This window comes from Methanoculleus nereidis (assembly GCF_032944295.1).
GTDB classification, from domain to species: Archaea; Halobacteriota; Methanomicrobia; order Methanomicrobiales; family Methanoculleaceae; genus Methanoculleus; species Methanoculleus nereidis.
Window position 1 is genome coordinate 114,128 of the sequence record NZ_JABFFQ010000001.1, and the last position, 11,940, is coordinate 126,067.

At 60.6% G+C, this 11,940-nt stretch carries 13 protein-coding genes; 7 read left to right on the forward strand and 6 right to left on the reverse strand.

Features of this window, described 5'->3' with window-relative positions; translation table 11 throughout:
• Window positions 1-78: 78 nt before the first annotated feature.
• The 4 genes from recQ to HL657_RS00615 all read right to left on the reverse strand — a co-directional run bounded on the left by recQ (window position 79) and on the right by HL657_RS00615 (window position 4,772).
• Entirely contained in the window at window positions 79-2,379 is a 2,301-nt protein-coding gene (recQ, locus tag HL657_RS00600; protein ID WP_317294924.1) for a DNA helicase RecQ, read from the reverse strand.
• Window positions 2,380-2,613: 234 nt separating this feature from the next.
• Complete coding sequence (locus HL657_RS00605; RefSeq protein ID WP_317294925.1) at window positions 2,614-3,252, reverse strand: recombinase family protein; 639 nt, start codon at window positions 3,250-3,252, stop codon at window positions 2,614-2,616.
• A 181-nt stretch (window positions 3,253-3,433) separates the two neighbouring features.
• The gene (gene ribB, locus HL657_RS00610) at window positions 3,434-4,111 is read right to left on the reverse strand and encodes a 3,4-dihydroxy-2-butanone-4-phosphate synthase (protein WP_317294926.1); all 678 of its coding nucleotides are present in this window, start codon (window positions 4,109-4,111) and stop codon (window positions 3,434-3,436) included.
• The gene (locus HL657_RS00615; protein WP_317294927.1) at window positions 4,104-4,772 is read right to left on the reverse strand and encodes a DUF120 domain-containing protein; all 669 of its coding nucleotides are present in this window, start codon (window positions 4,770-4,772) and stop codon (window positions 4,104-4,106) included. Before HL657_RS00615 ends, ribB begins: the two co-directional genes overlap by 8 nt.
• Before the next feature lie 121 nt (window positions 4,773-4,893).
• Here HL657_RS00615 and HL657_RS00620 point away from each other — a divergent pair, with 121 nt between their 5' ends.
• The 4 genes from HL657_RS00620 to HL657_RS00635 are packed head-to-tail and all read left to right on the forward strand — an operon-like array spanning window position 4,894 to window position 8,202.
• Entirely contained in the window at window positions 4,894-5,604 is a 711-nt protein-coding gene (locus tag HL657_RS00620) for a helix-turn-helix domain-containing protein (RefSeq protein ID WP_317294928.1), read from the forward strand.
• Window positions 5,598-6,650: a hydroxymethylglutaryl-CoA synthase gene (locus HL657_RS00625; RefSeq protein WP_317294929.1), complete on the forward strand. Its 1,053-nt coding sequence runs from the start codon at window positions 5,598-5,600 to the stop codon at window positions 6,648-6,650. The genes HL657_RS00620 and HL657_RS00625 overlap by 7 nt, the downstream gene beginning before the upstream one ends.
• Complete coding sequence (locus tag HL657_RS00630; RefSeq protein ID WP_317294930.1) at window positions 6,647-7,807, forward strand: thiolase domain-containing protein; 1,161 nt, start codon at window positions 6,647-6,649, stop codon at window positions 7,805-7,807. Before HL657_RS00625 ends, HL657_RS00630 begins: the two co-directional genes overlap by 4 nt.
• 2 nt (window positions 7,808-7,809) lie before the next feature.
• Entirely contained in the window at window positions 7,810-8,202 is a 393-nt protein-coding gene (locus HL657_RS00635; protein ID WP_317294931.1) for a Zn-ribbon domain-containing OB-fold protein, read from the forward strand.
• Window positions 8,203-8,352: 150 nt separating this feature from the next.
• On the opposite strand, the gene HL657_RS00640 is transcribed toward HL657_RS00635, so the two are convergent.
• Window positions 8,353-9,273 (reverse strand): class I SAM-dependent methyltransferase, encoded by a 921-nt coding sequence (locus tag HL657_RS00640; protein ID WP_317295601.1) that lies wholly within the window; start codon window positions 9,271-9,273, stop codon window positions 8,353-8,355.
• A gap of 44 nt (window positions 9,274-9,317) precedes the next feature.
• Here HL657_RS00640 and hmgA point away from each other — a divergent pair, with 44 nt between their 5' ends.
• The 3 genes from hmgA to HL657_RS00655 all read left to right on the forward strand — a co-directional run bounded on the left by hmgA (window position 9,318) and on the right by HL657_RS00655 (window position 11,255).
• Entirely contained in the window at window positions 9,318-10,526 is a 1,209-nt protein-coding gene (gene hmgA / locus HL657_RS00645) for a hydroxymethylglutaryl-CoA reductase (NADPH) (RefSeq protein ID WP_317294932.1), read from the forward strand.
• A 101-nt stretch (window positions 10,527-10,627) separates the two neighbouring features.
• A complete protein-coding gene (locus HL657_RS00650) occupies window positions 10,628-10,930 on the forward strand; it encodes a nucleotidyltransferase family protein (RefSeq protein WP_048064021.1) in 303 nt (100 codons plus the stop codon).
• Window positions 10,931-10,985: 55 nt separating this feature from the next.
• Window positions 10,986-11,255 carry a HepT-like ribonuclease domain-containing protein gene (locus tag HL657_RS00655; protein WP_317294933.1) on the forward strand — a complete coding sequence of 90 codons (270 nt, stop codon included), beginning with the start codon at window positions 10,986-10,988 and terminating at the stop codon, window positions 11,253-11,255.
• A gap of 209 nt (window positions 11,256-11,464) precedes the next feature.
• Here the strand turns inward: HL657_RS00655 and rimI are convergent, their stop codons facing one another.
• Window positions 11,465-11,929 carry a ribosomal protein S18-alanine N-acetyltransferase gene (gene rimI / locus HL657_RS00660; RefSeq protein ID WP_317294934.1) on the reverse strand — a complete coding sequence of 155 codons (465 nt, stop codon included), beginning with the start codon at window positions 11,927-11,929 and terminating at the stop codon, window positions 11,465-11,467.
• Between the last annotated feature and the right edge of the window lie 11 nt (window positions 11,930-11,940).

Here is an 11,940-nt window from a genome sequence, read left to right on the forward strand (position 1 = left end):
CGCTCATGGGCACGGATACACCCACCTTGAAAAGCAATACACCTCTTCCAACCATCAGAGATAAGGGAACCCAGACCCCTATACTGCTTTACAGATAACCCGGACCCTCTCCGACTCATCGTATTGAACGAACTCATCGAGCGCCTCCGCCCCAATAGCAGCCTCGGCAGCACTGATGGTGACCTTCGCGATCTTGACAAAAACCTCAGGATACCGCTCGTAGAATCGCTCGGCGACAACCCGGCGCCTCCTGCTGACCTGCGTTGCTATAGCATACGTCTCATTCTCCTGGACACCCGACTCGCGTGCTCTCGCGAGCAATTCCTTGTGCAGTTTTTCAGCAAGACGAAGCTCTTCACGCAAATCCCGGATATACCCCTGCAACGTGTAGGCCTCTTCGAGGAGGGCATCGTCGGGGGTCTCGTCAGACGAGGCAGGAGTCTGATCCGCGGCAGCCGTGTGCTTTGGCGACAGAGCCCCTCCCGGCGCCGCCAGCTCGTGATCATCACCAGACAATGCCGTTGAATCTCCATCATCAGGGTTCAGGCTCATACCGGACCCATCGTCCGGATGCTGCCGGCTCCGATAACTTCGGACTGCAGAGGTGATAGCCTCACCGAACTGCTGCAATTTTGCATCGCCCACACCAGGGATGGTCGCAAATCCCTCAAGGGTCTCTGGATATCGACGGGCGATCTCCTTGAGGGTTCTATCGTGGAACACCATATAGGGAGGGATCTCCAGATCCTCTGCAAGGCCCTTCCGAACACTCCGTAGGTCTTCAAAGAGGGCGGTATCAAAGGGTCTCTCGCTCCGGTCCGTCTTCCCTCTGTTGCGGGCTTGCAAACCATTCGGTCTACTGAGCCGGACACCCTCATCGCCAGACAGGATGGCCCGACTGCGCTCGTTCAGAGTGACAACCGGGTACTGATCGGAACTCTGATCCAGATAGCCGTTCGCTATGAGTTGACGCATGAACGAGCGCCACTGCTCGTTCGAGTACTCACTCCCTGAGTTGAATACAGACAGATCTTGATGCCCTCTCGCCAGTACGTTCTTGCTCCGTGAACCGGCGAGAACACCTGCAATGTGCGTTATGCCAAATTTTCCCGGCAGTTGTGAGATGCAGTTCACGATCTTCGCAGCAATCTCCCGACCGTCGATGAACTCATCCGGCAACATGCAGACATCGCAGGCCCGGCATGGCACCTCGGTGAAGGTCTCACCGAAATATCTGAGCAGATGTTGCCTGCGACACCGGGTGGTCTCACAGAACGCAATCATATCGTTGAGTTTCCGCACAGCGAGCGAGTGATACCCTGGCTCCGGGTGGTTCAAACAATCTCCCTCAATAAAACGCAGACATCTTTGCCGGTCACCACGACTATAGAACAGGATGCAGTCGCTCTCTTCACCATCTCGGCCTGCACGTCCGGTTTCCTGTGCATACGCTTCCAGATTCCTCGGCATATCGTAGTGGATGACAAACCGCACGTCAGGCTTGTCGATACCCATCCCAAAAGCATTGGTTGCGCAGACCACGTCGATCTCATCTCTAATAAACAGTTCCTGCACCCTATTGCGGAAATTACCCGGCAGATCCGCATGGTAGGGCTGAACACGGATACCATCTTCCTGTAACTTCTGTGCGACCTCTTCCGTGCGCTTCTTGCTTGAGAAGTAGATGATTCCCGACCTGCTCGGGTTGCTCCTCAGGTAGTCAAGGAGTTGAGGATATGCACCCTTTTTGTCGGTAACAGTATACTGCAGATTTTTTCGATTGAAACTTCCGATATATATTGCCGGATTTATAAGGTTGAGCTGCCTCTGGATATCCTGCTGAACCTCCGGAACGGCAGTTGCCGTCAGGGCAATCATAGGGACATCCGGAAACATCTCCTTCAAGATACGCAACTGGCGATATTCCGGCCTGAAATCATGGCCCCACTCAGAGATACAGTGAGCTTCGTCGACGGCAAAGAGCGTCACGTTCAACTTGCGCAGGGTAGTCAGGAACCGTGTCTGCACTACCTTCTCCGGCGACACGTAGAGCAGGCGAAGCCGCCCCGCTTCAAGGTCCGCAAGGGTTCTGACCACGGCATCATAGGGGAGTGAACTGTTCAGGGTCACTGCAGGAACGCCTTGTGTCACCAGCGAGTCGACCTGATCCTTCATAAGAGAGATCAGGGGTGAGATCACGACCGTCAGCCCTCCGGTTACGAGAGGAGGGATCTGGTAGCAGAGGGATTTACCCCCACCGGTCGCAATGACGGCAAGAACATCCCTCTTCTCAAGGATATTGTTGATAATCTCTTCCTGATATGGTAAAAAAGTCGAATATCCATAGTATCGCTCAAGCGCTGTGTGAAGAGACTCCATCCAGACAGGAAGTTCGATCTACGTCGATATGGCTCTTTTGAATTCATCCCGATAGTTGACTGCGTGCGATCCGGCGGTGAATATTCATCCTGCGCGATGATACCACATAATTGACCGGTAAAGATGGTATCTCCATGTTTGTAGTACGGCTTCGTTGTCACCTGGATCGAGTCACGGGTATCGGAGAGATACAACGATCAGGAGTAGCCGGGACAAAAGAATTTCCAGAAGGGATCACTCCTCCGGCTCCTGCCGGGCCCCTTTCCACTCCCCTTTCAGTTCAGGGTAGTCCGCGAGGATCTTGCTGACCGTGCTCCTGCTGACATCAAACATCCTGCAGATCTGGCTGATGCTCGTCCCGGCCTGCCGCACCGTGAGGAGAGCCTCGACCTGGCCCTCGTTCAGCGCCCTCGGCCTCCCGATGGGCCGCCCGTCCTCTTTCTTTGTCTTCTTCGAGATGACCGGGGCGGCTTTCCGGGCGCTCTCCCGGTACTGGTCCATGTACGCGACGAAGTTGCCGACCGCCTCTCTCCTCTGATCCGGGTCGTCCCGAAACCCGAAAAAGTCATTGTTCACGCAGTAGATCGTGTATTTGTCGTTTAAGGCTTTGAGGGTGGCGAGCCCGGCGTCCAGATCGCTGGCAAGACCGGCGAAATCGTAGATGATAATATCAGGGCAGTTATTGGCGGCACAGTAGTCCAGCAACTCCGTAAAGCCCTTCCGCTTCTCCGGGGGAGTTGCATTCGCCCGATGATCATGAAAGATTTCGACAATTTGAAACCGGTATTTACAATAACTCTCGACTTCACTCTTCTGTGCTGCGAAATCCCCCTTCTTTCTTGTATTCAAGTATGCCACAGCATCTTTTTTCATCCGTCTATGATGCCGTACAATCATATATATTGTTTTTGAAAACACACGAGCAGCGTCGTTTCGCGGCATGCCGGGGGATCCCACGCACATTTCTGTTCTCCGCCGACGATGTATAAAAAAGCCTTCCTGAAGTATATCAGGAGGCGATCCTGCGGGCCTGTGGCCGTAAAAAAGATATGTATTATTCTTTCAGTCTCTGCGACTGCCACCGGTTCAAAACGTCTTTTCCCTCAATGAAGACGAGCCCGTGCTTCTTCGCATACTCCATCGCGTCCTCTTTTTGGAGGGCAAGCCCCGTCTCGTCGTCCAGCATCTCGCAAATCGTGACGGCCGGGGTGATATCGGCCATGGCAGCAAGCGCGATCGAGAGCTCGGTCTGCCCTCGCCGGTCGTCAAGCAGCCGGTCGGCAGCCCGGAGGAGTGCCATATGGCCGGGCGTCCGGAAGTGCGCTGCAAAGTCGTACCCACCGCCGTTAAGCGACTTTCTCACCTCATCTGCGATGGCGGTGACCGTCAGGGCCCGGTCCCGGTCCGTAACCCCGGTATAGGTCTCGCGGTGGTTCACCCAGAGGGAGAACGACGAGTGATTCTTCGGGTCGTAGGGCACTTCGCCATCCTTCTCGACAAGGCTGCAGGCACGCAGGACATCGTGTGCAAACGGCAGACCGAGCCTCTTTGCGGCTTCCGGGTGCACTGCCGTGCAGATCAGCCCGCCGCCGTCTTTGCGCATCTGCCGGATGTGGGCGGGCGTGACCGCGTCTGACCGGATTGCAAAATCCGTCTCGCGTTCGCGGTTGTCAAAGTCGTATAACAGGACGAATTCGCCCCTCGCGAGGGCCTGTATGGCTGCATCAATCATGGGTAATCTCCACCTCAATCGTATCGTTATCGTTCAGGTTCAGGGCTTTGCGGAGTTCGCATCCGGCGATGACCTCGACGATGTCCTCCGGGTAGTGGGTGCGGGATGGAACGACTATCCCGCACCTATAGCCCCTTATCCGGCATGGGAGCACTCTTGCGCCTCCGAACGTCCGCTCATCAGCAGTAAATCCCGGAATATCGATCCACCCGGCATGGTCGAGCTGCTTGCGGATCTGGATGCTCGTCGCATCGAGCCTGATGTTCAGGGTTCCGGGGAAGGGTTCAAAACCAAGAGACGCGCCGAACTGCTCCTTGTAGTGGGGAATGCTCATGTAGTAGCGTCCTTCCCCGAGCCCGCTGATAACAGTCCCGGCCAGGGTATACTGCCTACGTTCAGGGTTGAATATCCGGACATAATCTGCATACTCCCGCTTTAGCGCCTGCTCGCCCTCCCGGGTGATGGCGACGTACTGGCCGTCGGACTTCATCGACCGTACGACGAACTGCTGCCGCTCGAGCGCGATCAGCCGCCGTGAGGCGGTCTGGGGGCTGATGCCCAGAACATTTCCGAGCGACTGCGATGAGAGCCAGATCGGCCCCCGGCACCCGCCAAGCAGGGCGATCGTCTTCAAGGACTGCAGGTCTTCCGCTTCAACCATTGTATCAGAATTGAGATGCATACTATATACGGGTTGCGCAACGATCCTGCAGAGGAGATCTTCGTGAAATGTCGAAGTGCCATACGCTAATTTTTTAAGTCCGAGTGTTAACAGTACCTGCATGAAATCCGGAGTGCGGCATCAGCTTGCCGAGAAAATGGCAGGAGAGATCACACTCTCGGACTCACCGGGACAGGCCCTCAAGAAGTGGCGGCAGAGTTTCAACATCCCCCAGGGGCTGCTCGCCGAGCGTCTTGAGGTCTCTCCCTCAGTTATCAGCGATTACGAAAGTGGACGGCGAAAGAGTCCAGGTACCGCCATCGTCGGCAAGATCGTTGATACGATCCTCTCGATCGACGAGGACAACGGCGGCCAATTCATCAACAAATTTGCAAAAATTCTGTACAGTGAGTTCGACGAAGACGTCATCTACGACATCCACGAGTATGCATCCCCCGTGGGCCTCTCCGACTTTGCCGGAGTCATCGATGCCACGACCATCTGCGGTCCGATGGACCAGGCTATCTACGGGTATACGGTGATAAACAGCCTCAATGCGATCCTCCAGCTCTCTTCGAGCGAGTTCAACCGTATTTACGGCTGGAGCACGGAACGTGCCCTCATCTTCACCGAAGTCTCAACCGGGAAATCCCCCATGGTAGCTATCCGGGTCACGCCGTTCAAGCCCCGTTGTGTGGTTCTGCAGGGCATCAGCCCGGAGCAGGTTCACCCACTGATCCCGGGACTTGCGGAGCGTGATCGGATCAGCGTGCTCTGCACACAGATGGATGTCGAGACGATCATCAGTTCACTACGAGGAAAGTCATGGTAGGCATTTATTCATATGGCGTCTACATCCCGCGATACCGGATAAGAGTCCCGGAGATCGCGCGAGTCTGGGGCGCCAACGCAGACGACATTACCCGGGGACTCGGGGTCTTTGAGAAGTCCGTCCCCGATCTCGATGAGGATACCGCAACGATCGCCGTCGAGGCGGCACGCGCCGCCCTCCTGCGGAGAACCGTTGAGCCTGACGCTATCGGCGCCATCTACGTGGGAAGCGAATCGCACCCCTACGCGGTCAAGCCCACGGCCTGCACGGTCGGCGAGGCGATCGGGGCGACCCCGAACATGACCGCCGCAGACTACGAGTTCGCGTGCAAGGCGGGAACGGCAGGCATCCAGACCTGCATGGGCATGGTCAAGAGCGGGATGATCCCGTTCGGGATCGCCATCGGTGCGGACGTGGCGCAGGGCGCTCCAGGCGATGCGCTCGAGTACACGGCAGCGGCCGGCGGGGCTGCGTTCGTCATCGGCGACGAGAACGTCATCGCCGAGATCAACCACACCTGCTCCTACACCACCGACACGCCCGACTTCTGGCGGCGCGAAGGGCAGAACTACCCCCGCCACGGCGGTCGGTTCACCGGTGATCCCGGCTACTTCAAGCATGTCCAGGGTGCGGCGCGGCTGATGCTCGATGCGGTGGGAACAAGCCCGAAGGACTACGATTACGCCGTCTTCCACCAGCCCAACGCCAAGTTCCCGCAGCGGGTGGCGAAGATGCTCGGGTTCACGGCTGAGCAGATTGAACCCGGCCTCGTCGTCCCGAAGCTCGGCAACACCTACTCGGGGGCATCGATGATCGGGCTTGCGGCTACGCTCGATGCGGCGAAGCCGGGTGACCGGATCTTCGTCACCTCGTTCGGGTCGGGAGCGGGGAGCGACGCCTTCGACATCACGGTGACCGATGCCATCGAGTCCGGTGAGTTCAACCGGTCGGCGGCGCCGAGCGTGGAGAAACTCCTCGCAAATCCGACCTACCTCGACTATGCACTGTATGCCAAACACAAAGGAAAGATCGTGATGCAGAAATGAGAGACGTAGCAGTAATCGGAGTCGGATGCACGGAGTTCGGGGAGCACTGGGGAACCTCGTTCCGCGACCTCTTCGTCAAGGCCGGGGCGCTGGCGCTCGAGGATGCCGGTGTCACCGGCGAGAGGATCGACGCTCTCTACGTCGGGAACATGAGCGCCGGGCGGTTCGTCGAGCAGGAACACATCGGTGCCCTGATCGCGGATTACGCCGGTCTTGCGACGAACAACACTCCCTCGACCCGTGTGGAGGCGGCCTGCGCATCCGGCGGGCTTGCCTTCCGGCAGGCGGTCATCGCGGTCGCGAGCGGCATGGAGGATATCGTCGTCGCGGCGGGCGTCGAGAAGATGACCGACGTCGGGACCGGGGCGAGCGTGGACATGCTCGCGAGCGCCGCGGACCGCGAGTGGGAAGGGTTCGCCGGGGCGACCTTCCCCGGGCTGTATGCGATGATCGCAAATGACTACATGCACCGCTACCCCCTCACCCGGGAGCAGCTTGCACAGGTCGCGGTGAAGAACCACGAGAACGGCGCGAAGAACCCGATCGCCCAGTTCAGGAACCGAATCACGGTCGACACTGTCCTGAACTCTTCGCTCGTGGCTGACCCCCTGCGGCTCTTCGACTGCTCGCCGATCACCGACGGTGCGGCGGCAGTCGTGGTGGTGCCGCTCGAGCGTGCCCGCGAGTTCACCGATTCGCCGGTACGGGTGCTTGCAAGCGCCCAGGCGAGCGACACCATCGCACTCCACGACCGGCGGGACATCTCCACCCTGGACGCCTCGGTCGCCGCAGGCAAACGGGCGTTCGCCCAGGCGCGCCTCACCCACAAGGACATCGACATGCTGGAGGTCCACGACTGCTTCACGATCGCAGAGATCTGCGCGATCGAGGACCTCGGGTTCTGCAAGAAGGGCGAAGCGGGAAGACTCACCGCGGACGGGGCAACCGCCCTCGACGGGGAGATCCCGGTGAACACGAGCGGCGGCCTGAAGGCCTGCGGCCACCCGGTCGGTGCGACCGGGATCAAGCAGATCTACGAGATCGTCAGTCAGCTCCGCGGCGAGGCCGCCGGTCGGCAGGTGGACGCTGAGATCGGTATGGCGCATAACGTCGGCGGCACCGGCGCGACGGTCGTCGTGCACATCCTGGGGGCCTGAAAATGTCAGTATCACGGTTCTGGAGAAAAATTCCGCAGCGCTACAACCTCGTCGGGACGCAATGCACGACCTGCGGGCGGCACTTCTTCCCGCCCCGGTCGCTCTGTCCCGACTGCCGGCGGAGCGGCAACATAGTCGACCATAAGTTCACCGGCGAGGGAACGGTCGTTACTTACACGGTCATTCGGTCGGCAAGTGACCAGTTCGAGCATACCACCCCCTACGCCCTCGCGGTCGTGGAGCTCGACGAGGGGCCGCGGCTCACCACCCAGATCGCCTGTCCCATCGAGGATGTTGCGATCGGGATGCGGGTCAAAAGCGTCTTCCGCCGGGTGGCGGCGGACGGCGAGAGCGGCACCATCCACTACGGCACGAAGTTCGTGCCGGTGGAGTAATTCCAACCATTTCGGACTGACAGGAGATCTCCCGCGCAAAACGCGGGATTGAACCACGCTCTATACTCTTTTTTTGTCAGCCGGGGATGGAAATACCCGGCCGACAAAAGGCAAGGTGTTCAATAACTGGAGATGCGAGGGCTGCACTCCTCAGACCCCTTTCTCCACAGTGATATCATACACCGCGTGCCACTTCCCCGGTGAGTAGGTCCTGACCTGCCGCTCGGCGACCTCGCCTTTCGTGACCGCACGGATCAGGGGGAGGTACTCCCCCTCCTGCTCCTCAAGCGCGTAGAGGTGGATCGTCCCGCCGTCCCGGCAGAGAGCGGCCGCCGCCGGGAGGAACTCCGGCGCGGCGAGGGGGAGGTTCATGACGACGCGGTCAAAAGGGGGAAAGCCGAGCCGGGGGAGGTGGGCAGCGTCCGCGAGCATCGGGATGACGTTTCCGATGCGGTTGAGCGCGATGTTCTCGATCAGGAGGTGGGCCGCGGCGGGGTTGAGGTCCGCGGCAACGACAAGGGCGGCCCGGCGGGCGAGGGTGATCGCGAACGGCCCGACGCCGGCAAACATATCGAGCACCCGCTCCCCCTCCTCCATCGCCCCGAGAACCCGCTGCCGCTCGGTCGAGAGGCGGGCGGAGAAGTAGGCAAGGGAGAGGTCGACGTCGAAGGAGTGGCCGTATTCCATCACCCGGGTGCGGGTCGAGGGGATCCCGGCGAGGACGGCGAACCGGCGGGTGCGGTACTCCCCCTCGACGGCGGTCTCGGGGAAGAGCACGGTCTCGAGGGACCGGCGGGAGGCGAGCAGCCGCTCCGCGCCTTCCGGGTTGTTCTCCTGCATGATGGCAATCCCGCCGACGAGCTCGTGGCGGGGGAGGTCGAGGCGTTCCGGCACCGCCTCGAACTCGCACCGCACAGCGCCCGGGACCTCCTCTGTCACCGGGAAGAGGATGGCGCCCCCCTCCGGGCGCGGGCGGAACCGACGGTCGAGGAGCCTCTCCTCGAGCAGCCGGCGCCGCGTCTCTTCAGCCTCTCGTCTCGGCACCGCAAGGCACCACTGTTCTTCTCCCACAATGACCACCAGCCATCTTTAGGTATGCGTTCTCATACTTATTCATGGATGAGTATATCGGGAGACTGAAAGACGGATCTCTCAAACTCTACGCCCTCGAGAAGGAGCTCCCCCCCGAGGAGGCCGTCCGGGTGCGCCGGGCATTCGTCGAGAGAGAGACCGGCACCGCCCTCCCGAAGGTCGGGTCGTTCACTATCGGGATCGACCGGGTCGTGAAGCGCAACATCGAGAACATGATCGGCACCGTCCAGGTGCCGCTCGGTGTCGCAGGGCCGCTCCGGGTGAGCGGCGAGTATGCCTGCGGGTCGTACTACCTCCCGCTGGCGACGACCGAGGGGGCGCTCGTCGCCTCGGTGAACCGCGGGTGCTCCCTCATCACCCGGGCTGGGGGTGCGGACGTGCGGATCATGCGGGACGGGATGACCCGGGCGCCGGTCTTTGCCGCCCGTGACGTCCCGCACGCCCGTGATGTGGCCGCCTGGGTGGAGGGGCACGCCGCCGAGATCCGGGAGGCTGCGCAGAGCACCACGAAACACGGTGAGTTTCTCGACGCCGCCACTTACGTTGCCGGTACAAGCGTCTTCGTCCGGCTCGAGTTCGACACCAAGGACGCCATGGGGATGAACATGGTGACGATCGCGAGCCAGAAGGTGGGCGAGCTCATCGAGCGGGAGACCGGCGCCCGGCTCGTCGCCACGTCCGGGAATATGTGCACAGACAAGAAACCGGCGGCGATCAACCTGGTCCGGGGCCGGGGGAAGACCGTGGCCGCGGGGGTGCACCTGACCGACGCGATGATCGCCGACCTCTTGAAGACAGACGCGGAGACGCTCACGGAGGTCAACTACAGGAAGAACCTGGTGGGCTCGGCGCGGGCGGCCTCGTTCGGGTTCAACGCCCACGCGGCAAACGTCGTCGCCGCGATGTTCATCGCCTGCGGGCAGGACCCCGCCCACGTCGTTGAGGGGAGCACCGCGATCACCACCGTCGACCGGGTGGACGGCGGGGTCTACGTCTCGGTCACTCTCCCGTCGCTTCCCGTCGGGACGGTCGGCGGCGGCACGGGGATCGACACCCAGCACGAGTGCCTCGCGATGCTTGGCGTCGCCGGGGGCGGGGACCCGCCGGGAACCCACGCAAAGGCGTTTGCGGAGATCGTCGCCGCCGGGGTCCTCGCCGGCGAACTCTCCCTCCTCGGCGCCCTCGCGGCCCAGCACCTTGCCCGGGCTCACCAGGAGCACGGCCGGGGGTAAAACTGGGAGGGCCAGCCCGGCACCCCTTGCCGCTGCCGTGGTGCCGGGAACAAAGCCCACGATAACATTTAAGGCGCGACATCAATGAAACTTCTACTGGCATGAACCCAGGAGCCGATATCTATACCCTTCTCATCCAGAAGCGGGATGAGATCCTATCTCTCGCGCACCGGAGGGGAGCCAGAAACGTGCGGGTGTTCGGATCCGTGGCACGAAACGAAGCCAGGGAAGACAGTGATATCGACCTCCTGATCGATCTCGATCCCGACCGGAGTCTCCTTGACGTGGGCGGTCTTGCGATGGATCTCTCGCTCCTGCTTGGTCGTTCGGTTGATGTTGTGACCGAAGCGGGACTTCGGGAGCGTATCCGTTCACGGGTCTTACAGGAAGCGCGGCCCCTATGAGAGACGATCGCGAACGGCTGCTGGATATTATCGAAGTTATCAACGGATTGAGCGAGTGGCAGCTCAGGGCCGCGAGTACTTCTCCAATGACGAGATGGCACAAGTATGGGTGATCCACCACCTTCAGATTATCGGAGAAGCCGTACGAGGGATCTCTTCAGAGTTCAGGGCCGAAAACCCGGATATCCCATGGTCGGATATCATCGGGATGAGGAACGTCCTTATCCACCACTATTTCGGGATCGACCGCGATGCAGTCTGGAACGTGGTCAAACGCGATCTCCCGGACCTGAAAAACCAGATCCTGTCCCGGGTCGGGGAATAGGGGGCGCCTGGAGCGGTGGTGAGCTGCTCCGGGTCTACGATCCGTCGCGATTCACGCCTGTGGTGCTCCCGCTCCGGCTCGAAGCCAAACGGCTTCTAAAACTCCGGAAATTGTCCGTCACGCCGTTCCGGCAGTCGCACCCTTCGGCCCATCGCGAGTCGAAAACGCTTCGCGTTTTCTCCCGCGACTGCCGTTCCGGCAGTCGCGCACTAGAACCTGAACCACTTCATCATAACCAGGGCATCTTCCTCGTTCGCGTAGTACGCGGTGACCTGGAAGACCTCACGGTAGCCGAGGCGGTGGTAGAACTCCTGCGCCCCGGTGTTCGTCACCCGGACCTCGAGCTGGACGGCGCTCGCGCCGAGGATGGCATACTCCCGCTCCAGGCGGCGGATGAGGTTCCGCCCGATCCCCCGGCGCCGGTACCCGGGGGCGACCGCGAGGTTCATAATATGCCCGTAAACCTCTTCCCCGGTGTCCTCAACGCCCCCTGCAACGAAGCCGGCCACGTCACCGTTGTTCTTCGCCACGAAGAAGGTCTCCGGGTAGTAGGCGAGCGATTCCTGGAGCGTCCTCTCATCCCAGGGGTCAGCAAACGCCACCCTTTCGACGGCAACGATCTCCGGAATGTCTGCGGGCTGTGCCCGGCGAATGGTAAGTTGAAGCGGCATCATACTGGCCTCTC